The sequence below is a fragment of the Lewinellaceae bacterium genome (assembly GCA_020636105.1).
Taxonomy (GTDB): Bacteria; Bacteroidota; Bacteroidia; order Chitinophagales; family Saprospiraceae; genus BCD1.
Map to the genome: position 1 here is coordinate 2,488,634 of JACJYL010000001.1, position 21,704 is coordinate 2,510,337.

The 21,704-nt window shown below is 43.9% G+C and carries 19 protein-coding genes; all 19 read right to left on the reverse strand.

Annotated features, from left to right (window positions below; all coding sequences use genetic code 11):
- Positions 1 to 2 precede the first annotated feature (2 nt).
- Entirely contained in the window at positions 3 to 974 is a 972-nt protein-coding gene (locus H6571_09430) for a succinylglutamate desuccinylase/aspartoacylase family protein (protein ID MCB9323941.1), read from the reverse strand.
- Positions 955 to 1,962, reverse strand: coding sequence for a glutathione synthetase (locus tag H6571_09435; GenBank protein MCB9323942.1), 1,008 nt, complete (start codon positions 1,960 to 1,962; stop codon positions 955 to 957). The genes H6571_09430 and H6571_09435 overlap by 20 nt, the downstream gene beginning before the upstream one ends.
- Position 1,963: 1 nt before the next feature.
- Positions 1,964 to 3,400, reverse strand: a complete 1,437-nt coding sequence (locus H6571_09440; GenBank protein MCB9323943.1) for a hypothetical protein — start codon at positions 3,398 to 3,400, stop codon at positions 1,964 to 1,966.
- A gap of 217 nt (positions 3,401 to 3,617) precedes the next feature.
- Complete coding sequence (locus H6571_09445) at positions 3,618 to 4,073, reverse strand: GNAT family N-acetyltransferase (GenBank protein ID MCB9323944.1); 456 nt, start codon at positions 4,071 to 4,073, stop codon at positions 3,618 to 3,620.
- Positions 4,074 to 4,111: 38 nt separating this feature from the next.
- A complete protein-coding gene (locus tag H6571_09450) occupies positions 4,112 to 4,339 on the reverse strand; it encodes a GNAT family N-acetyltransferase (protein ID MCB9323945.1) in 228 nt (75 codons plus the stop codon).
- Positions 4,340 to 4,446: 107 nt separating this feature from the next.
- A complete protein-coding gene (locus tag H6571_09455; GenBank protein MCB9323946.1) occupies positions 4,447 to 5,028 on the reverse strand; it encodes a transposase in 582 nt (193 codons plus the stop codon).
- A 456-nt stretch (positions 5,029 to 5,484) separates the two neighbouring features.
- Positions 5,485 to 8,010 (reverse strand): transglycosylase domain-containing protein, encoded by a 2,526-nt coding sequence (locus tag H6571_09460; GenBank protein ID MCB9323947.1) that lies wholly within the window; start codon positions 8,008 to 8,010, stop codon positions 5,485 to 5,487.
- A 133-nt stretch (positions 8,011 to 8,143) separates the two neighbouring features.
- Positions 8,144 to 9,667 carry a carbon-nitrogen hydrolase family protein gene (locus H6571_09465; GenBank protein MCB9323948.1) on the reverse strand — a complete coding sequence of 508 codons (1,524 nt, stop codon included), beginning with the start codon at positions 9,665 to 9,667 and terminating at the stop codon, positions 8,144 to 8,146.
- Positions 9,668 to 9,762: 95 nt separating this feature from the next.
- The gene (locus H6571_09470) at positions 9,763 to 10,797 is read right to left on the reverse strand and encodes an NAD-dependent epimerase/dehydratase family protein (protein MCB9323949.1); all 1,035 of its coding nucleotides are present in this window, start codon (positions 10,795 to 10,797) and stop codon (positions 9,763 to 9,765) included.
- Positions 10,798 to 10,932: 135 nt separating this feature from the next.
- A complete protein-coding gene (locus H6571_09475) occupies positions 10,933 to 11,388 on the reverse strand; it encodes a phage tail protein (GenBank protein ID MCB9323950.1) in 456 nt (151 codons plus the stop codon).
- Between the two features lie 174 nt (positions 11,389 to 11,562).
- The gene (locus H6571_09480; protein ID MCB9323951.1) at positions 11,563 to 12,519 is read right to left on the reverse strand and encodes a nucleotidyl transferase AbiEii/AbiGii toxin family protein; all 957 of its coding nucleotides are present in this window, start codon (positions 12,517 to 12,519) and stop codon (positions 11,563 to 11,565) included.
- On the reverse strand, positions 12,504 to 13,232 hold the full coding sequence (locus H6571_09485) for a hypothetical protein (protein ID MCB9323952.1): 729 nt from the start codon (positions 13,230 to 13,232) through the stop codon (positions 12,504 to 12,506). Before H6571_09485 ends, H6571_09480 begins: the two co-directional genes overlap by 16 nt.
- A gap of 259 nt (positions 13,233 to 13,491) precedes the next feature.
- On the reverse strand, positions 13,492 to 14,619 hold the full coding sequence (locus H6571_09490; protein MCB9323953.1) for an anhydro-N-acetylmuramic acid kinase: 1,128 nt from the start codon (positions 14,617 to 14,619) through the stop codon (positions 13,492 to 13,494).
- Between the two features lie 8 nt (positions 14,620 to 14,627).
- Entirely contained in the window at positions 14,628 to 15,605 is a 978-nt protein-coding gene (locus H6571_09495; protein MCB9323954.1) for a glycosyltransferase family 9 protein, read from the reverse strand.
- Positions 15,606 to 15,615: 10 nt separating this feature from the next.
- Positions 15,616 to 16,947 carry an alkaline phosphatase family protein gene (locus tag H6571_09500; protein MCB9323955.1) on the reverse strand — a complete coding sequence of 444 codons (1,332 nt, stop codon included), beginning with the start codon at positions 16,945 to 16,947 and terminating at the stop codon, positions 15,616 to 15,618.
- A gap of 36 nt (positions 16,948 to 16,983) precedes the next feature.
- Positions 16,984 to 17,598, reverse strand: a complete 615-nt coding sequence (locus tag H6571_09505; GenBank protein MCB9323956.1) for a class II aldolase/adducin family protein — start codon at positions 17,596 to 17,598, stop codon at positions 16,984 to 16,986.
- Between the two features lie 37 nt (positions 17,599 to 17,635).
- Positions 17,636 to 18,751 (reverse strand): S-methyl-5-thioribose-1-phosphate isomerase, encoded by a 1,116-nt coding sequence (mtnA, locus tag H6571_09510; protein MCB9323957.1) that lies wholly within the window; start codon positions 18,749 to 18,751, stop codon positions 17,636 to 17,638.
- A gap of 120 nt (positions 18,752 to 18,871) precedes the next feature.
- On the reverse strand, positions 18,872 to 20,326 hold the full coding sequence (locus H6571_09515) for a TrkH family potassium uptake protein (protein ID MCB9323958.1): 1,455 nt from the start codon (positions 20,324 to 20,326) through the stop codon (positions 18,872 to 18,874).
- Entirely contained in the window at positions 20,326 to 21,666 is a 1,341-nt protein-coding gene (trkA, locus tag H6571_09520; protein ID MCB9323959.1) for a Trk system potassium transporter TrkA, read from the reverse strand. The genes H6571_09515 and trkA overlap by 1 nt, the downstream gene beginning before the upstream one ends.
- Positions 21,667 to 21,704: the final 38 nt, after the last annotated feature.

The following is a 21,704-nucleotide window of genomic DNA, read 5'->3' on the forward strand; positions in this document are numbered from 1 at the left end:
TTTTATCGTTCGATGCCCAGGTGCAAAATCCGCCCGCCCGACTGGTTGACGGGGCTCACGCTTTTGCCGATGACGATGCCATCTTCCGGGGCCATGTATTCTTTGAGTAAATTTCCGAAAACGTCGCGAATAAGGGCAACTCTTTCCCCTTTTTTTACCCGGTCTTTCAATCCCACCGTCACGGTGAGCAGGCCTCCAAGATCTGTGTACATCCAGTAGGAACTTTGACAAATGATGGTAGGTTCTGCGGGAGGCTCTATCGAATCCCCGATCATCTCAAGGTAAGAAAGCACATTGTGTATACCTTCTACCCCGCTTCTGATCAATTGCTTCTGAAAGGTATTGGGGTTGCCCAGTTCCAATGTAATGGCCGGAATCTGAAGTTCCTCGGCGGCTCCTCTCAAGGTACCGTCGGAAGGGGGATTGTGCACGATAATCTCCGCATTTTGCAATAAGGCCAGTTCTCGTGTAACCGCATCATCCATGTCAGCCCGGACGTAATAGGAATTTACCCTTCCAAAGCTGGCGGTATGCAGGTCCAGCAAAAAATCAAAATGTTTGAGAATCTTCTCCACAAAACGATAGGCATATACCTCACTCACATTGCCATTGCTTTTCCCGGGCATAATATGGTTCAGGTCAACGCCATCGATAAATCTCCTCTTTTTTCTCAAAAATGCAGGAATGTTTACCACCGGCACACCGATGATGCACCCTTTGAGTTTTTCAGGCTCTATTTCTGCAAATAACCGTTGTATAGCGGGAATGCCATTCAACTCATTGCCGTGAATCGCAGCCGTCAACCCGAGTACCGGACCGTCCTGGGTGCCCCTCGCCACAATGATGGGCACATAAATAGGGTTCCCCAGACCATCGGAAATAAGCTTCAGCCAATAATTCCCGATAGAATTTTTAGGGGTAAGTTTTAGGTCAAAAACTGAAATTACAGGAATATCATCTCCTCTTTTTATCATCTGCAAATGTGATTATTTTATTTACCAAATCCCTGACAATAGGCCTGCCTGTTTGTTCTTCTGCCTGGGGAAAACCGCCAATGCTGAGTGTATTAATCTCTGAAAGTACCCTTTTCCCGTCGTTTCCCACCAGTGTATCCGCTCCAAAAATGAAAATTCCTTCTTCGAGCAGACGCGGACTAATCGCCCGGATCATTTTTACTTCGTCTTCATCCGGCTCCGCAGGAACGGCGTAACCTCCACGTGCCACGTTGCAAAGCCAGGAGCCTTCAGCGGGCATTCTGAGCGAAGCTGCCATAATTTCTCCCCCCACCACTAAAATCCTTTTGTCCCCCTTTGTCACATTTTTCAAAAACTCCATCGCCAGATACCCTTCCTCTCGGATGAAGTTTTCCTTTTCCAGCAAATAAGGTTCCATTTCAAACTCCTCCTCCCCGTCATATATTTTCGTTCCTTCAATTTTCAATATCCCCTTTCCTCCATACTCTTTCAGGGGTTTCAAAACGATGGGAAATTGCCTTGCAAAATGACGAATTTCATCAATGGAATGGCATAATTTCATTGATGGGCACCATTCAGGAAAATTCAGCAAATAAGCTTTGCTGCCGGTGTTTTCAATGCCTATAGGATGATTGATCATCACCTTGTCTTTTGCCTTTTCCGCCAGGGTATGCAAAAAATCCGAAGACACAGGCCTGGGCAGACGCATAAAGATAATGTCATAATCCGAAATATCCGCCTTGAGGTTATTTTGAGTAAATCTTGAGGGGTCGGGATCAAATGCAAAACCTTTCCTGACTTCATAAACATAAATTTCTGTGCCGGAGTTGTCATAAAAAAAAGAATGGTTGTGTTCATTGCCCCGGCTGGCAAGGTGCACTTTTTCGCATTGTGGATGCTCAATAATTTTAGAAAGTATGGCATAAAGTGAATTTTCCTTGCTGTGTCCGCGATGATCGGTTAATACTAAAAATTTGTACTGCCGCATGTTATTGCATAATTTCATTTAAAAGGGTGTTGTCATCGTTCAATGATTTGAACAATTTCATCCTGAATTTACCCTTTGAATTGTATAATTTTTTACACATTTTATCAATCGCAATAGTCGATAAAACCGTTTGGATGTAAGCTTCGATAAGGTCATCGAGGCCCAACCCCAGTTTATTGAAGTCCCTCCGGTCCATCAGCATCAGCCTGTTGGTATCCGATGTCCATTCATCCTGGCCAAGTTTTACGGACAAGTTGGTACCCAGCATGGCCCAGGAATCACTGCCTGATTCCAGCTTATCCACCAAGGGTTTTTCCGCTCTTCGGGAGTAGGTACAAAGGGGTTTGATGCCATCTTCCGTACTGCTGACCATCATCCTCAGATCCGTCACAAAGGTCTCTCCTTTCACCGTTGGAATGGTGCCTACATGATAATATTTCCCTTTTTCACCCACTGAACTCCAGTTGTAATTGCCGATAAGGCTTTGAACGATAAACTGTTCGTATTCAAAGTCCATGGCCATGAAGTTTTCCAGTTCCTGCTCATTGATAATGGTAAAAACACCCTGTCCTGCATTGCTATATGGGATTTTGATCACAGCCTGCCCACCCATTCTTTCCACCCACAGTGGAATTTCAGCCTTACTCACATCCCATGTCGTCTCCGGACAATTGATGTGCAAACCATATCCTGCGAGCTCGGCATTGTAAAAATCATAAGCCTTGGCTGCCACCATCTTATTTCTCCCACCGGCCAGACACGCAACAATGGGGTTGAGTATTTTGGTCCGGGTGCGAAGAGGCAACCTGTTCCAGGGGCGTTGGGTAAGGTACCTGAAGGCAGCTCTAAGCGGCACCCAATTATTTTCATGATAAACATACAATAGGTCATCTTCCACCTTAATGACATTTTCCGCTCCGCTGTAAAAGGGTACCAGAAGGACCTCCTCGTTAAAAACATCAGCGATGGTCGCGGCATAACCTGATGTTTCCATGTAATTTTTATCGTATATCACTGCCAGTCGCCCCTCGATCCTGGACTTTCCCTGCTTGCCTTTGACCAAAGGCAGAAAAGTCCTTTCAATGAGCAACCTGTAGGTGCCCTCCTCCTTATTGTCATCAAGTAATGGCATGGATTTCTGACCCGATGGACAGGAATTGTTCTCGATCACCACCATTTGTCGTTTTCCGTCCGCCGAAGTGGCATTGATCAGGTCGGCGCCACTCCACTGGAAATATTTGCATTGGTAAGACAAAATCTCCTCCAGTTTTTCGCCGTTGACCTTGGGATGCAGGTGGCAATACCTGGAGATGATCCTTTTTTTATCAAGGTTCAAAAAAAAGTTTACCATGGGGTGGATGGTCGCATTCAAAGCCTTGGGGTACCAGTGTTTTTCACTAACAAAGGAATGAGGCTGAATGGTTTCAATTTTATTCATTTTTTTAAGATATGCGAGAACCAATTGTTCCTGAAATTAAAAATATGGTTTCTGCCGGCCTCTAACCAGCTCCAATTACAATCAAATATATCGACTCACTCGGTTAAGGCCAATATTATGGGATAATTTATTGAAAATATTTTGAATACTCCGGAACAGCGATTTTTTCAAAATTTCAGATCATTGAACCTTGAGCATGGAAAGAAAACACAATGGATCAAAAAAGGGTCTTCTCAAAGCAAACACTGCCCTCAACATTTTCGTATTGGCCATAATTGGGAATGATCAGGTAACCACATTTTTTGTACAAGGCAATGGCTTCGGGTTGTTTTAGGCCGGTTTCCAGGATGCAGCGGGAATAGGACAGCTCCCGGGCCCATGATTCCAGTTCCTGAAGGATTTTTGTGGCGATTCCCCTGCCTCTGTGAGCCGGGTCGACAAACATTCTTTTGATTTCCACTACGCCTGCTTTGTCGTAGGCTTTGATAGCTCCACATCCGACAGGCAGACTATCCCAATAAGCCACCACCACCTGGCTGACCTTGTCGATAACGTTAAAGGGAGCGTAAAAAGCATGATCCGCTCCATCCTTTATTTTTAATTCCTGATCGAGTTTTTGGACCAGTATTCTGAAATCTGCATTTTGAGAATTTGTCCTGTGTATGGTTATCATGGAAAGAGATTTAAAAAAATAAATTGAGTTTGAAATAATTATTTTTCCAACTTCTCCCAGTCGGCCCTCCTGATCTCAAGGAGATTTTCCGGTACCCAGGCTCCGTTTTTCTGAAATCCTTTTTCAATGTATTCTAGGAAGGTCATCCCGTTTCTTTGCAATACCTTTTCACTCGCTTTGTTCCAAAGCGCATGACAGGCCTCTATTTCATCAGCTTCGAGGCGTATAAACCCAAAATCAATAATTGCTTTCAATGCTTCCGACATGATGCCTTTCCCCTGGTGTTTTGGATGAGTCCTCCCGATGGTCGCAGCTTTCAGCTTCGACCCTATACGCTCATCATATCACCCGACCAAAAATAACCCATTCCTTTTCACAAATCAATATATCCAATATTATTCCGAAAATCCAAAATTTCCACCTCTATCAGCCCTTGCTGTCCGATGTAATTCCGTGCGCTGGAATAAAGATAATGTTCCGGCAATTCAACAATTTCAGCCTTCACGGGATTCAGATGTATATAATCCAGTTTTTGATTGATACATTTCAGCGAAACAAGTTCGATGGGCTTGTTGTCCTGCTGCCAAAATTGATATTTGCTATTGTTTTTATTGAATTTGGCATAAAATTTAAATAACCGCAACATCCATTCTGACCTGCTTTCTCCCGGATTTTCAAGGATCGCCTTTATGATGCTTTTAGAGGTAAATGTCTTTAGATCACGGATAATAGCGGACAATCCTGCCTGACTGTCCGTTCTGACAATGAGGTGTATATGATTACTCATGATCACGTATGAGAAAATTAGCAGCTCTTTATGTTCTATGCAATATTTCAAACTATCGATGAAAATATCCCTGTATTTTTTTCTGGTAAAGACATCTACCCATCCCACCACGGTGAAAGTAAGAAAATGTAAGCTATTTTGGTTGATGATCCTGTGTCCGGCCATGATGTGACTTTTACCTATAAAAGCCAGAAGGAAGGCAAACGTGACATGTTTTAAGTATTTTTATTATTTGAATGCACGTCAGAGTATGTTTTTGTTTCATTGTATGTCTATCTTATGACGCCCAGGCTGAAAGCCTTACATACATATTCCGGTCAAAGCTATAAGCCTTGACCATCGACTAGGATATCCTCTGGAGCAGGAATACGCAGTTTCAGGTTAATCGTTTCAATGGAAAAAAATTTAGGCATTTTCATAAAAAGAAAGGAATTGTTTTTTTCCAAACAACCTTTTTACTTAAAGAGTTCATCGAAGTCAAACCATAATTGTCTCTCTTCCCGGTGACGCGCGGGAAAAAGACAGAAGGGTAAAATCTTCAAAAATTCAAACAGTATGGTCCAAGCTGGTCAAGAAACACCAAAAAAAGCATTTCCAAATGGCCAAGGTCCTGCTCAGCAAGGATCAATTCTTTTTCTTATCACCGAACAAAACATTGTTCCAGAATTCTTTGCGTTTTTCCTGACGACTTCGTTTGTTATCAATGCGTTCATTATGGCGACGGATACGCTCTGAATATTCCGAAAGCGTTTCATGATCCTTACGGGGATTGGCCCTGATCAGGCTGTCCCTCAGGTGGGGGTCCATGCTTTCCATTTGTTCCTGGAATTCCAGGATATCCATGTAATCTTCTTCTTCAAAATTGACAAAAACCGGCATTTCATCCAGGAAAGGCGGGCACTGCATCATGGCTGCAATGGTATCCCTCATGGGGGTGAATTGTGCTTTTTTTATGGACTTGAACGCCGGGTCTTTCAATACCTTTTGCATGAACAATCCCCAAATAGGCAAAGCAGAAGCCGATCCCTGTCCATAACGCATGCTTTTGAAATGAACGTTGGGATTTTCTGCGCCCACCCATACGCCGGCCACCAGTTTTGGGTTATACCCGACAAACCATCCATCCGACTGGTTTTGAGTGGTTCCTGTTTTTCCGGCAAATTCTCCATATAGCCCGAAGCGATATCTCAGGGCGCGGGCGGTTCCGCTATCGACTACGGCTTCCATCATTTTGATCATCATATCTACATGGTCTCTGGAGATTACCCTTTTAAAGTTATCCGGGTTAGGTCTCTTGAAGGCGGCGATGACCTTTCCGTCGGCGGTCTCCACCCGGTCCAGGTAGAACATCTCGGGCCGCACCCCGCGAGTGGCGAAAGTACCATATACCTGTATCATATCCATGAGAGAGACGTTTCCCGTTCCCAGGGCAATGGCGGGCCCTGACGGCAATTCGCCCTTGATGCCCATCGCCCGGGCCAGGTATCGAATGGAATCGATGCCCGCACGCAGGGCTACTTCGACGGTAGTAGTGTTCACCGAATGGCTCAAAGCACCTTCCATGGAATAAACACCCCCGTATTTGCCATCGGCATTCCTGGGTTCCCAGTTATCAAACTGCTCATACATTACGAGTTTGTTTTCCGTATATTCACACGGCAACATACCTGAACGCAGGGCCTGGGTGTAAACGATAGGCTTGAAAGTAGATCCTGCCTGGCGTTGTGATTTTACGTGATCGTATTGGAAATATTTATGGTTGATCCCTCCTACCCAGGCCTTAACCAGCCCTGTGGTAGGATCAATGGCCAGGAAGCCCGTATTCAGTAAACCGAGGTAGTATTTCACTGAATCCAGGGGGCTCATTTCTTTTTCCACCTCCCCTTCTGTCCAGCTGAAGACCCTCATTTTGACGGGAGTTTTAAAAACCGCATCAATTTCTTTTTGGCTCAGTCCCTGTGCTTTGAGGGATTTGTATCGTGGGGACCTCGCGACGGCATTTCGCAGGGCATTATTGTCCTCCCAGGGTATGCCCTTTTTCCATTCCTTATTAAAAGCTTTTTGCAACTCGGGCATGTGTTCATTAATGGCCTCTTCGGCGTATTTTTGCATACTGGCATCAATGGTGGTATAAATTTTGAGCCCGTCGGTGTAGAGGTTGTAGGAAGTGCCGTCAGGTTTGGTATGGTCTGCGAGAATTTCTTCCAGTTCCTGGCGCAGGTGCTCCCTGAAATAGGTGGCCAGGCCCTTGTTGTCTCCTTCCTGGCTGTATTTTAATTTCAAGGGAATATTCTTTAGGGAGTCGCATTCCGCTTCGGTGAGATTCCCGAACCTGGACATTTGGTTGAGGACGGTATTCCGGCGTTCGGTAGCGCGGTCGGGATGCCTGACCGGGTTATAAAGGCTGGTGCCTTTGAGGGTGCCGATCAGCAGGGCCGCTTCCTCTGTGGCCAGATTTTCAGGAGATTTGTCAAAAAAACGCTGGGAAGCCACTTTAATACCATACACATTTTCACTAAAGGAGACGGTATTGAGGTAAAGTTTCAGCAGTTCTTCCTTGGTGTAAACCTTTTCCAGTCGCCGCGCGATGAATGCCTCCCGGTATTTATTGATCACCATGGCCAACAGTCGGTAGTTTTTTCTGGGATAGAGGTTTTTAGCCAATTGCTGGCTTAGGGTACTTCCCCCGCCGGAAGATTTTTTCGACAACAATACCGATTTGAAAAGCACACGCATCATGGCCCGAAAATCGATCCCGCTGTGTTCAAAAAAACGGGCATCTTCCGTCGCAATCAGAGCATTGATGATGTTGGGAGAAATTTCGTCAAAATCGGCATTGGTCCGGTTCTCAACATAATACTTGCCCAGTAAAACTCCGTCCTTGGCATAAACCTCCGAGGCAGTATGATTTCGGATATTCTTTAACTCTGCATAATTGGGCAAGGGGCCAAAGGCACCTTTGTAAACCAGCACCGCCATCAGGAACATGCCGACGACGGCAGCCCCTCCTGCGGCCAGTGCGATTTTCAGCCCCAGGTACCACTTCGGTTTTTCTAACCTGAAAGCATAGAATTTCCGCTTTGCCTTATGATATAATAAGGCCGATTCCTCCCTGATTTTTTGTACAATATTGTTGTCGGATGTATTCATTAAACCGTTCAATTGTTAGTGCTGATAAACCTAAACCGGCCATGCCGTCCTCTTTTGGGGAATCAATTTATCCATGATAAATACCTTCTCACCTTTCTGTTCTTCCCAAAAGCAAGATCACCCTTAAAAGATATTAACGCCTTTTTAGTTCATAAATGTCTTTTCGTCTGTCCTTTAAATTTTTTACGCTCCCGAACTGGTGAAGCTCCCTGAGCAGGTCAATATCCACGTCGGCGATGAGGATCATTTCCGTATTGGGAGTAGCCTCCGCTTTTATACCATTGGCCGGAAAAGAAAAATCACAAGGAGTAAACACCATGGATTGTGCAAACTGGATATCCATATTGTGCACTTTGGGCAAATTACCCACACTTCCGGCAATGGCCACGTAACATTCATTTTCGATGGCACGGGCCTGGGCGCAGTTCCTGACCCGTGAATACCCGTTTTGAGTATCCGTCAGGAAGGGCACGAATAAAATGTCAACCCCGTCATCGGCAAGTAATCTGCTCAGTTCGGGGAATTCAATATCATAACAAATGAGAATGCCAATTTTACCACAATCCGTATCAAAGGATTTTAATTCCCTTCCGCCCTGCATTCCCCAAACCCTGGCTTCATCTGGTGTGATATGGAGTTTTTCAAAACGGTCAATGGTTCCGTCTCTCCGGCACAAATACCCGGCATTGTGCAGACGATCGTTGACAATTTCAGGCATGCTTCCCGTAATGATGTTGATGTTGTAGGAAATGGCCAGAGAAGAGAATCTTTCCACCACGGCTGCGGTATGTTTGGCCAGCTCACGGATGGCTTCAGGTTCAGAAAGGTGGTTGTTCTCCGCCATTAAAGGTGCATTAAAAAACTCGGGAAACAGCGCAAAGTCTGAGCGGTACCCTGACACAGCGTCTATAAAATATTCTGCCTGCTGCAGCAGCCCCTCCAGGTCTTTGTAAAGCCTCATCTGCCATTGAATCAATCCAAGTCGGACGATTTTTTTGATGGTTTCGGCCTTTTTTACGGGTTTTTCATAATAAATGTTATCCCATTCCAGCAAGACAGCGAATTCATTGGAAGCTTTATCTCCCTCCAGATAACCCTTTAACACTCTTGCCGGGTGAAAATCATTCGATATCTGGAAATTCAACACCGGATCATGGATTTCTTTCCTTCTTACCTTATTAATGTATTCCTTGGGGGTAAGTTTATCGGAGTATTTGTGATAATTGGGTATTCTGCCGCCAAAAGCCACCCCTTTGAGGTTTAACCTTTCACATAATTCTTTTCGATAATCATAAAGTCTTCTGCCCAGCCGTAATCCGCGGAAGTCGGGTATGATAAAAACGTCGATCCCGTAAAGAACATCCCCCGAATAGGAATGGGTTTTGAATGTATAGTTTCCGGTAATTTCCTTGTAAGTATGGTGCTCATCGAACTGGTGATAATCAACAATGATACTCAGCGCACTCCCGGCGATCTGGCCATTAACCTTAATGACTACCTGGCCTTCCGGAAACATATTGATCAGAGATTCAATATGCTTTTCCTCCCAGGTATCCATACCCACATAGGCTTCAAGCATCGCAACTCTGAGCTCCTGGTAATCATCGAGGCTTAAGTAGGTCAGCTCAATATTTTCTATATGTTCCAATTTTTCCATAATGAAATTTGTTGATTATCCCAACGGGCGAAAGATGGGAAATATTTTAAATAAAACAAAAAGTTTTGTTTTATTTTTATCAAAAACAATAAAACTTAAATCAAAGGCATTACCCGGGCTGTAAAATCAGTCTCTGCCGCTTCTTTGAACTGGGAGGCGACACAGGCAATGGTCTCCGAAACAGACTGGTAGACATAATCAAAAGTATGGACAGATTTGGAATTGTCGTAAGCATAATGGGAGGTAACCTTCACGGCCACTTCCCTGGTAATTTCAGGGCGGGATTTGTGCAACCAGGCGACAAACCACTCCCATCTCCAGATCAGGCCTTTCATCCAGTTGGGCATTCGACGGGTCGCTGCCGGACGATCCAGGTGATGGGCAATTTGCTCCATCAGGTCTTTATAGGATAAATTCTCTGCCGAAAGGATGAAGCGTTGTCCCGAGGCTGCTTTTTCCATGGCCTGGATCATCAGTAGGGCCACATCTCTTACATCGACAAAGCCGGCACTTCCGCCGGCAAACCAGGAAAAAGATCGCCATACCAGTTTAAAAAAAACGGATGTGCCTTTATCCCAGCGACCACTGCCCAGTATGGTAGAAGGATTGACGACCACTACATCCAGCCCTTCGGCCCAACCCCTCCAGGCTTCCATTTCGGAAAGATATTTACTCTTCGCGTAATGGGTAAACATTTCGTTTCTATCCCACTTCGTCTTTTCACTGGTCTTGCTCTCTTTAGGGTCACGGCCGATAGTGGCCACCGAACTCACATGAACGAGTTTTTCTATTTTTGCGTTCAACGCAGCATTCACCACATTTTCCGTACCCTCTTTATTTATTTTGTACAACGCTGCCTTGTCTGCCGGGTCAAAAGATACGAGAGCCGCACAATGAAAGACCCACTCTACCCCCACCATAACTTCTTCCACGGCCTCTACATCCAAAATATCGAGGGTCACCCATTCCACCTTTTCCAGAATCGATTCCACGAGGTCCATGGTGCTTTCTGCCCTGCGGGTGGCCCGGACATTGACGTATCCTTGCTGCACCAGGTAACGTAGCAAATAACTTCCGACAAGGCCAGTCGCTCCGGTGACCAGTATTTTCTTTTGCAATTGTGCCGTCATGATATTTTGTACAATGAAGGGCGTTCAGAAATCATTGAGTCGTGAAATTTACTTTTTGAAAATCAGGAACAAAGGTAATTATTTGAAGGAAACAATCAGGAGCATTCATAGTTTAAAAGTTTTTAGGCTGTCTTGTCAACTATTCTTAACAACCAGGCTCTCAAAAGCCAATTCCAGCGTTTCAATGGCCACTTCATTACCCTCGGATTTCAGATCAACACCAGTGATTTTTGCCGGCCAGGCATTGTTCAGGGTCCAGGTCATGGTAGGCTGACCATTTTCATCCATCAAATGAATATCCACATTTTCGCGGTATAGTTGACCAGTCTCTGTCTTGGATTTATTGAACCAATCAAGAAAAGCTGTTTTTTGTGCCACCAACCCTCTTTTCAAGGTGACATTACTGAATTTTTGAAGCCCCGGCTTTTTTATCGTACTAAATGATTTAGAGTTACTATGCCGGTATTCAATGGCCTGAGCTTCGTTATCTAGACCGCTTACTTCTGAACAATCGATCGTAAAATGGTTAAAAGATGCCCGGAAATAAAATTTGGGCACGGGCCAAATTGGATTTTCTGTATGGTTTGCCATAAGTCAAAAGGGAATTTCAATGGTTGAAAAAATTAGCCGTTGCCCGGCAAAGATCTCCCAGCGATTTGCTTTTCAAATTAGGTATTGTAGCTAATAACAGGAACTTAATGCCGCAGAAGCTCTTATTGGTTAACAGTGTTACAAACTGGTTTCCTAATTTTTCTTTAGCAAATTTCATTCAATCAACTTTACCAGGTTTTTGAATTGCCGAGCTACTTCTTTTTCATCAGGAATGTTTGCATATGCCAATGCTGAAAGTTCTGTTTTGTATATTCCTTTCAATTTGTTCCAAATATTATCAAAATCATTTACCAAAGGTGATTCTGAAGCGATCTTATTTTGCCATCCCGAGGGCTCATCAAACATTTCCCTATCATGCTGCAATATTTCATTAAATCGTTTCCTGAAATTATCTGATTTAACAAATACTGCGCATTCTTCATCACCCATTAAAAAGAATAAATCATAAAAATGTCTTATTTTCTTAGCTATACTTTCATCTGGATTTTTCTCAAACGAAAAGCGAATTAACGAAACCATTTTCTCTAATAAAGTTTGTTCTTTTTTCAACACATTTATCTCAAATGGTTCCAGATTATATTGTTCAGCATATTCTTCGTTTCCAGTTTGCTTTAAAAAATCAAAAATAAAACTTTTTATTTCGATTTTATCAAACGGGAAAGGGTTGGCGAAGGAATTTATTTCCACAATCAATTTATTGTTTGTGTTTTTAGTATTAATGCTTGCGTATTCAAAAACAGATTTACGAAATCTCGACCCTTTACTGCTTACCCCTTTTATCTCCAACTCGTTCAGTTCTTTGGTCATTTCCTTTTCTACTGTACGGATAATATTTTTTATTTCATTCCCTGTTTTTCCATCATTATTAATGATTGCAATGTCAATATCTTCTGAAAATCGTTCAATTAATCCGAACCCTTTTGATAGTGAAGTCCCCCCTTTAAAAACAGATTCTGATACATATCTGCTTTTCGCCAAACGGTTTAATACTAATGTTATCCAATAATCTTTCTCAACAAAAAATGGATTTATTTTAATTGCTGTGGAACTTAGTGTTATTAATTCTGAAAACTTTGTTTTATCTCTATGTAAAATTATATAATATTCCACTTAGAAGTGGCAGGTAGCGTTGATGTTTTGATGTTCAGTTTATAAGTAGAATAAGGGTTCAAACTTTGTTTTAAAGCTTTTAAATCAAATTTATCTGGAAAAATACTTTCTATCAAAGCACCTAATAATGCTCTTACTCGAGGAGGATACTGAAGTGCATATTGCATCATACTGTCAATATCTTCCAAGGCCAACTCTTTCATTTGAGGCATTAAAATTTGTAGCGCTTTATCTGCTGTTGTGCCGGGAATTTTTTTAATATCTTTCAAAGCATCTAAAACACCTAATAATCTATAATTTTCTTCTGTAACATCTACATAAGCTTTCACGATATTTGCCTTAAGCCACCCTATTTCTATTTTTTTCCTACCTCTTTTTGTGGCTACCTGCGTATTAAAAGACATTTGTGTGGTCAGATTTAACTCATTATACAGGGTATATCCTGTAACATATCCTACTCTTTCACCATCTTTAAAGAGGTAGTTTTTTAGTAATAAATCGTAGTTAGGTTCTAACTCTCCAAATATCGTTTTTTGGGGTTTAAAAAAAATACCTTTTGAAACCTTTTTGATGACTCCTTTTTTTTGCAGCCGCTCCAGTGCTTTAGCAGCGGTAAAAAAATTACCAGGAGAAATACCCAATTGAGCATAACCAAAAGGTTCGCTTTCAGGTATCTCCTTTATCTTTTCTCTTATTTGCGCTGCTACTTTCATTCAACAAAGATAGCTATTTTTATTAAAATGTCAAGTTTTTTTAACTAAAAACTTGACATTTATGATTTGAATATTTATTCCCATATTTTCAAACCTCCTTTTCCATCACCACCGTATCATGTTCCTTATAGCGTACCCAACTGGGGTGACCCACTCGCCAAAATACCAGTGGGCTATTTTAAAGATGAACACCAGATCTATTGGATCGGGTTGCTTTATGAGATTTCGGGAGTATTCATTTTGGAAAGTATTGCCTGTTTCAAATCCCAAACCTCCACCCCTGGTGTACCGCCCCGCCAATGGAATTCTCCCGGGCGCCGGTCACTGAGGTCAAACTGGTAGGAAAAGTCTCCATACGGAGAACGCCCAAAAGGGCCATCAATAAGGCTTCTTTATATTCAATGATTTTGACATCGGGAATTTCTACGTGGATATCGCCAATTCCTTTACAGGCTTCTTCGATGCATTTGACCAAAAAGTCATTCAGGGCTCCCCCGCCGGTGATCAACATTTTGAAGTGGCTTTTTTTGAGCCTGTTTTTCAGGATGCCTTTCAGATCCTTGACCAGTTGACCCGCGAGTTGAACGGAGGCCGTATGAAGCTTATCTTCCACCGGACAATCGAATTCATGGTAAATGGGGATCAGCACCTCCTGCACCCAATTGTTGCCCAGGGATTTGGGATATGGTTCCCCAAAAAACTTTAATGCATTGACCTTTTCCAGCAGTTGGGTATTTAATTTTCCTGCTTCCGCAAAACGACCGCCATCGTCATAAGGCCATCCCAGGACACTCACAATGGCATTGAGTACCTGATTGGCACCGCCCACATCAAAAGCCACATAATCCTTTCCATTTCTGACGGTAACATTGGCAATGCCCCCCAGGTTGAGGCAAATTTCATAATTATGAAACAGGTACTCATCGACTATCGGGGCCAGCGGTGCTCCTTGTCCCGATAAAGCCACATCCTGGGCCCTGAAATTGTCGATCACCGGATAACCCGTGATGGCTGCAATGGCTGCCCCTCCTCCTGCCTGTAGGGTGAAATTTTTGTCAGGGTAATGAAAAATGGTGTGACCGTGTGAAGCGATAAATTGTGGGTTTAATTCGTATTTTCCAATAAAAATCAAAGCCTGAACCCCAAAATACCGCCCCAGTTCGGCATCCAGTTCGGCCAACTCAAGGCCGCTCAACTCAGGAGCTTTCTTCAACTTCAGCATCCAGTCTTCTGCATACGGGATGGTCTCGGCTTCCAGGATACTCCATTCCCTAATTTTTAGCTTATCATGCTTCAGCTTACAGGTAAACTCGCAATAGGCAATGTCGAGTCCATCCAGTGAACTTCCTGACATTAAACCGAGGGCCTGATATTTTTTTATTGCCATGTTTTTTATTACATTGGTAAATCACTGAAATCAATATTTACCATACATTTGAAATGCTTTTTCGGACATTCATGGTGCCCGATTTTGGAACAGGGCCGGCAGGAAAGTCCTTTGACCTCAAGCGTTGTATTCCGGTTTTCTTTATTACCATAATAAGGATACATGCCAAATTCAGGGATGGTATTGCCCCAGACGGAAATGATTTCCTTATCAAAAGCCGCCGCAATGTGCATCAGCCCGGTATCGTGAGAGATCACCTTTGCCGCCTGCCTGACCATAGAAGCCGATTCGTTGAGTTTTAACTTACCGCAGGCATTGACGACATGGCCGCCGGACTGTTCGGCGATAAAGGCTCCGGGTCTTTCATCTTCCGGGCCTCCGAGCAAAATGACAGGGCCTTCCAATTGCTGGCACAATTCGATGAGCCGCACCACAGGCAATCGTTTGGTGGCATGAGCCGCCCCGATAACGAGAGCTATGTATGGCTGTACTGCCCCAATGCCGGACTTTTTAAAAAAAGTACTCAATTTCACTTCTTCCTTTTTGGGAATAAAATAATCGAGCCCTTTACCGTCATTTTTGACACCCAGTTTTTCTGCCGGTTTCATGTAACGATCCACAATGTGGACTTTCGGCAATAGATTGATCTTAAGCCGGGTCATGAGCCATTTTTGTACATTGATCTTGTTGAAACTATACGTTTTTGTGCCTAACCCTATTCTTACCATCCGACTCCGGAGGTTGTTGTGCAGATCAATAATATACCGGTAAGATTCTCCTTTCAAACTCAACATCACTTCCTCCACATTTTTATGAATGCCATAAACCTTATCGATATAAGGATTGGCTTCCACCACAGGAAGGAAGCTATTTTTCGTCAGAAAATGAATCTCCGCCTCCGGCAACTGCTGTTTCAAACAACGAATGACCGGCGTAGTCAATACAATATCTCCGATGGAAGAAAAACGAATGATCAATATTTTCAAAATAGGCTATTTATTTTTTTCCCGGCGCATCAATGTCATAATCCCACAACATCTGGCCTTTGCTATCGAATATTTTTATCTTCAGGTGACGCTCCAGGCGTTTTCCTGAAAATTCGAGGACACCAAAATTGCGCTGGGCCACGACCGTACCTTTGACCAGGTGATCATTTTTTTCATCCACCAGGTATTTCATGGGCACAGCCTGGGAAGTCAATGGCGAAACGGTGAGATCGTAAACCTTGTTGCCTGCTTTGTTTTCATACATACTCAAATCCGTATGATGCCTGTCACCGGTCAGGAATATGACCCCGGTAATATTTTCTTCTTCAATACGCCTTAGCAGATAAGCTCTTTCTTCTTTATTTAAATTGATATAATTCTCAAAAACCTCGGCCGTAGTGAGCACTTGCCCGCCCATCAGGACCATTTTAAAAGGAGCCTGGCTGGTAATCAATGATTCTATCAACCATTCCAATTGCCGTTCTCCGAGGAATTGCTTTTTGCCCTCTTTCATGTCATTCGGAGTACGGAATGACCGGTTATCCATCAAAAAGAAATCCATATCGTTGAACTGGAACATGGAAGTTATGCCTTGGCCATCCAGTCCATAACCATTGTTTGCCCAAAATAATTTAAACGCTTCAAGGGTAATTTCCTTATGGTTGAAGTTGCGCCCGGAATCATTGGGGCCGTAATCATGATCGTCCCAGATGGCGTAGTTATGTGTAGAGGCCAACAGAGGCTGCATTTCGGGCAGTGAGCGGGAATGCGTATTCCGGTGCAGGATACCGGTACGGGTATACCAATCCACCTCCCGGAGATAATTGTTGTCTCCCAGCCAGAGCATGCCGTCAGGCTTCAATTTGTGTATGCTGGTAAAAATTTCATACTCCCCGCCATAAGGCGTTCCGGGGCGGTCAACCTCCGGCTCGTTGATGTACGCGCAGCTGCCCAGTGCCATGGTAAAATCCGGCGGATCGGTGCGGTACTGCCAAAGGGTCTGCGACTGGAAGGCCGTCGGGTAATCAAAGGCTACTTTTTTCCCGTTGATATACAAATCATATTCATAACGTTTTCCGGGGGTCACCTCATCTGCCAGGCAATGGGCGGTAAAGGCATCTTTTTTGCACGTGGTGACCACTTCTGTAGAAAAGGAAACCCCGGGTTTGTCTTTTTCCCAGTAAACAAATTGAACTTCAGCCGGGGCGTTCGTCTGCACCCAAAGCATAACTTCTTTCATTTCCGAATATCCCACCATCGGCCCTGATTGCAGGAATGTCTTTTGAGAAAAGGCCGTTAAAGACAATACAAAGCAAAAAGACAGCACAAGTATTTTTTTCATTTGTTTAAAAATTTATTAAATATTTTAAAACTTAAATTATCCCACTCCGTTTTCCAATGCTGACAGGATCACCTCCACGGCTTCCTCCAGGGAGTTCCCAAAGGCAAACACCCCTTCCTCATGGCCCTGCATCACAAACAACTTAGTATCCCGAAGGTCGGTTTTTTTTAGCAAATCTACAATGGACCAGGCCATTTCGGGAGTGCCGTATGTAGCCGCCGCATCGGTGGTTGGTACTTTGTGTAATAGTTGTCGCCACATTTCCAGATGGTGTACATGCACAACTGCCTGCACCTCAGGACATTCCCGGTAAATCACCGCATGGCTCATCGATTCTGAGGATGCGATGACGGGGCCTTCACAATAAAGGATATTTTGTTCAATATCAACTTTAGTCACCAGGGAAAAATGCGCTTTGGTGAGTTGGGGAATATGGCCGGTGGCAGATCCTGAGATAAAAAAAGCATTAGAGTGGACCGCCAGCGGATTTCGGACACTGATGTTACCAAAACCAATACCGGAGGGATAGGCCCCGATCAAATTTTTCCGATACAATTTTTGACGGGCCTCCATCAAAGCCGTTAACCCATCATAGGAAAAAGAAGGAGATTTTACCCAGTGAGGGTTGAATTTAATATATCCTTCATCTATCATGAGCATCTGCTTTATTTTTACAAAAAGGTCACGTTCATTTAATAACCAATTGCGGATCGAACAGCCGGGCAATGGACTTTTCGTTCGATTGGCAAATTCCCCTGTCGGTAATCAGGGCCGAAACCAGCCGGGCAGGGGTGACATCAAAGGCATAATTGGCCACCGGGCTATCCGAAGGAGTGAGTAACACCTCCTGGGCGCCCTGCTCATTCACCCCATAAATATATTTTACTTCACGACCACTTCTCTGTTCAATGGGAATTTCCCGAAGTCCGTCGCTCAATGCAAAATCAAAAGAAGATACGGGAAGGGCCACGTAAAAAGGAATCTCATTATCTTTCGCGGCCAGCGCCTTAAGGTAAGTTCCTATTTTATTGCAGACATCACCAGTTCGGGTCGTACGATCACTACCGACGATGACCATATCCACCATACCGTGCTGCATCAGGTGGCCACCGGTATTGTCGGGAATCACCGTATGAGGCACACCATGGTGGAGCAACTCAAAAGCCGTTAACCGGGCGCCCTGGTTGCGCGGACGGGTTTCATCTACCCATACGTGTACTTTGATGCCTTTATCAAAAGCAGCATAAATGGGGGCCAGTGCCGTGCCGTAATCCACGGTAGCCAGCCATCCTGCATTACAGTGGGTAAGGATGTTCACTGTATCTCCGCCTTTTATTTTACTGACCGTTTCAATGAGTGGAAGGCCGTGGAGTCCAATTTGCCGGCACTGCTCGGCACTTTCATCGGCGATGGAGAGAGCTTCCTGTAAACAGGCTTCTTCTATTTGAGCAAGGTCTTCGTGGGAATCTATGACCTGCTGCATGCGGCGCAACACATAAAATAAGTCGACCGCCGTGGGTCGGGTTTCGGCGAGAAAAATGAAAGCTCTTCCGATGTATTTTTGAAAACTCTCACTTTGGAGTGCTTCCCGCACAGCAAAATACATTCCAAAAGCAGCAGTGACGCCAATCAAAGGAGCACCCCGTACATGCATTTCCCGAATGGCCTGTCCACAATCTTTCATGGAACGCAGGTCCTCGATCACCAACTTGTGAGGCAATGGCCGTTGATCAATGATCTGGACGATGCCCTCTTCTTTGTCTTTAAACCAAATGGAACGGTAGTATTTGTGGTCTATCTTCATGTAAGTTAAGGCGATAATTCAGAACAGGAACGGTAATTTCATGAGGTTCATCACGAATGCAAAATCCTGTTTCAAAAAAAAGTCATTTAAAACCCTGGTGTCAAAAGCACTGACATGCCATCAGTTAGAACGCCAGAAATAAGGTGTAAATATCACCAGCACCGTAAACAGTTCCAGTCGTCCGATCAACATCAGCAAGGCGAGGATCACTTTAACCTCCCCTGAAAGCCATGCGAAGTTATCCACCGGTCCTACTTTCCCGATTCCCGGGCCAACATTTCCAAGGGAAGTGGCCACAGCACCGATAGCCGTCAGGAAATCAACGCCCATAAAGGTAAGAATTACTGACCCAAGTAAAAAGAGCAGGAGATACAATAATAGAAAAATTATTATATGGGTAACAATCTTTCCCGGAACAGCCTGCCCGTCGAGTTTTAATGGAATGACCGCACGCGGGTGTAATATTCTTTTAAATTCCAAAAAGGAGTTTTTGAAATAAACCAGGTTTCGGATGATTTTGATGCCCCCTGCTGTTGAGCCGGCACTGGCCCCCACGAACAACAGGATAAAACACAACATGGTTAGTCCGGGTGCCCATTGAGTGTAATCTGCCGAGACAAATCCTGTTGTAGTGATGAGAGACAGAATCTGGAAAATACTATCGCGAAAAGCCTGCTCCAAAGGAAGGTCAGTCACATGGTAAACGACAAAAGTAAATATCACCGCCAGAACGAGTACCAGGAAAAGATAGGTTTTAAATTCATCGCTTTTCCAGACTCTTTTTAACTTTCCCTTGAGACCGTAATAAATTATCGTATAATTGGTGCCGGCCAGAAACATAAAAAAAGCGATAGAATACTGCATTACCGGGATATTGTAATGCGCAATGCTGGCGTTTTTAGTGGAGAACCCTCCGGTAGCCATGGTCGTAAAGGCATGGTTTATAGCATCGTAAAACGTCATGCCTTCCAAAAAAAGAGTGATGCAAAGCAAAAAGGTCAGCAGCACATAAATAGCCCAAAGACGTTTGGCCGTTTCCTGAATCCGTGGATGCAGTTTATCTGATGTGGGACCGGGTGCTTCCGCGACGAACAATTCGATTCCTCCAATACCAAGCAAAGGGAAGATGGCCACGGTAAGAACGATGATCCCCATTCCCCCAATCCACTGGGTAAGGCTTCGCCAGTAAAGGATTCCTTTGGATACGGATTCTATGTCGGTGAGTACCGAGGCACCTGTCGTAGTCATGCCGGATACAGTCTCAAAAAACGCTTCCGGAATCGTTGGAATGACCCCACTGATCAAATAGGGAAGCATACCAAAGGTCACCATGGTGAACCATCCCAATGTAACAATGAGATAACCTTCCCTTTTGTTTAAACTTTGACGATCCTCTCGTTTTAAAGCCAATAACATAGGAGTGCCGAGCCCTAAACAGATCAATCCTGAATACAATAATGGCAGGGCATCCCCGCTGTCGTAAGCGAAAGCAATGATCAATCCGGTCAACATCAACGCCCCTATCAATACCAGCAAAACGCCGAGGACCCTGGCGATGGGTTTTACTCGAATCATTAACTGAAGATTTTTTCAAGTTTAGCAATCGATTCGGGCAGCGAAAATACCACGACTTTATCCCCTACCTGTAGTTGAAAATTCCCATCGGGTAAAAGGCTATCCTCCCCACGAATGACGCCTCCAATAATTGCCGTTGGCGGAAAATGAAGTTCCTTTATGGGATGCCGGGTGGTCCGGTTTTCTTTATGAATCACAAATTCAATGACTTCGGCGTCAACGCCGTGTAGGCTCGTAACGGCCTCGATTTTTCCTTTTCTGACGAAACGAAAAATATTGTTGGCGGCAATGAGCTTTTTATTGATCAAGGTATCCACCCCAATATTTTGGGATAAGTGGATATACTCTTTATTTTCGACCTGGGCGATGGTTTTGAAAACTCCATAATTTTTAGCCGTCAGACTGGCGATAATGTTGGTTTCCGAGTTCTCTGTCAGGGCCAGAAAAGCATCCATGTTGCCTAGTCCTTCTTCCTTGAGCAGTTCGACATTACTGTAATCTCCTCTGATGATCAGGGTGGAATGCAAAATTTCGGAAAGTTCAATGGCCGTTTTTTTATCCTTGACAATCAAAGTCACCTGGTAGTTTTTTTCCAGGATTTGAGCCGTAGCGACACTTAATTTGTCTCCCCCTATGATCATTATTCTTTTGATATCCTTTCTCCTTTCGCCGAGTATGGATTCCAGTTCCTCTATATTTTCCCTTTTGGTCAGGAAATAAATATGATCATTGCTTTTCAAAATGGTATCCCCTTTGGGAATAATGGTCTCATGCCCGCGTAATATGGCAATAGGCCTAAGATGCTCCCCCTTCTGTACTTTATTCAGATCTTTCACTTTTGTATCGACCAAAGGAGAATCTTTACGCAAAGTCAATCCGGCCAGGTTGATTTTTCCTTTTTCAAACTCAAACAGATCCGTAAAATTGCATCTTTGTATCAATCGCTCTATTTCATTGGCTGCAAGCTGGATGGGAGACATTAAAATATCAATCCCCAATTCTTTGAATATCTCTTTTTGTTCGCCACACAAGTACTCCGAATTGTCCACCCTGGCAATCACCTGCTTTGCCCCAAGTTTTTTGGCAAGTATCGACGCTACCAGGTTGGTTTTTTCAGAGGTGGTCACCGCCAAAAACAATCTGGCATCTTCTACCTGTGCCTGTTCCAGCAAGTCAATAGAGGCGCAATCCCCCCGAAGTGTCAAAACATCCAAATGGGTCGCGGCGTAATCAAGTACATCCTGTTCCAGGTCAATGAGTATGATATCAATATTTTCAATGGACAATAATTCTGCCAAGTGAAACCCCACATCTCCTGCCCCTGCAATTACGATCTTCATGTCTTCAAAATTTATTGGCCGCAAATTTAGTTAAATAA

Bases quoted from the DNA above. Each gene is read 5' to 3' on its own strand.
- H6571_09430 (MCB9323941.1), bottom strand. From the start codon at position 974: ATGATAAAAAGAGGAGATGATATTCCTGTAATTTCAGTTTTTGACCTA.
- H6571_09435 (MCB9323942.1), bottom strand. From the start codon at position 1,962: ATGCGGCAGTACAAATTTTTAGTATTAACCGATCATCGCGGACACAGC.
- H6571_09440 (MCB9323943.1), bottom strand. From the start codon at position 3,400: ATGAATAAAATTGAAACCATTCAGCCTCATTCCTTTGTTAGTGAAAAA.
- H6571_09445 (MCB9323944.1), bottom strand. From the start codon at position 4,073: ATGATAACCATACACAGGACAAATTCTCAAAATGCAGATTTCAGAATA.
- H6571_09450 (MCB9323945.1), bottom strand. From the start codon at position 4,339: ATGTCGGAAGCATTGAAAGCAATTATTGATTTTGGGTTTATACGCCTC.
- H6571_09460 (MCB9323947.1), bottom strand. From the start codon at position 8,010: ATGAATACATCCGACAACAATATTGTACAAAAAATCAGGGAGGAATCG.
- H6571_09465 (MCB9323948.1), bottom strand. From the start codon at position 9,667: ATGGAAAAATTGGAACATATAGAAAATATTGAGCTGACCTACTTAAGC.
- H6571_09470 (MCB9323949.1), bottom strand. From the start codon at position 10,797: ATGACGGCACAATTGCAAAAGAAAATACTGGTCACCGGAGCGACTGGC.
- H6571_09475 (MCB9323950.1), bottom strand. From the start codon at position 11,388: ATGGCAAACCATACAGAAAATCCAATTTGGCCCGTGCCCAAATTTTAT.
- H6571_09485 (MCB9323952.1), bottom strand. From the start codon at position 13,232: ATGAAAGTAGCAGCGCAAATAAGAGAAAAGATAAAGGAGATACCTGAA.
- H6571_09490 (MCB9323953.1), bottom strand. From the start codon at position 14,619: ATGGCAATAAAAAAATATCAGGCCCTCGGTTTAATGTCAGGAAGTTCA.
- H6571_09500 (MCB9323955.1), bottom strand. From the start codon at position 16,947: ATGAAAAAAATACTTGTGCTGTCTTTTTGCTTTGTATTGTCTTTAACG.
- mtnA (MCB9323957.1), bottom strand. From the start codon at position 18,751: ATGAAGATAGACCACAAATACTACCGTTCCATTTGGTTTAAAGACAAA.
- H6571_09515 (MCB9323958.1), bottom strand. From the start codon at position 20,326: ATGATTCGAGTAAAACCCATCGCCAGGGTCCTCGGCGTTTTGCTGGTA.
- trkA (MCB9323959.1), bottom strand. From the start codon at position 21,666: ATGAAGATCGTAATTGCAGGGGCAGGAGATGTGGGGTTTCACTTGGCA.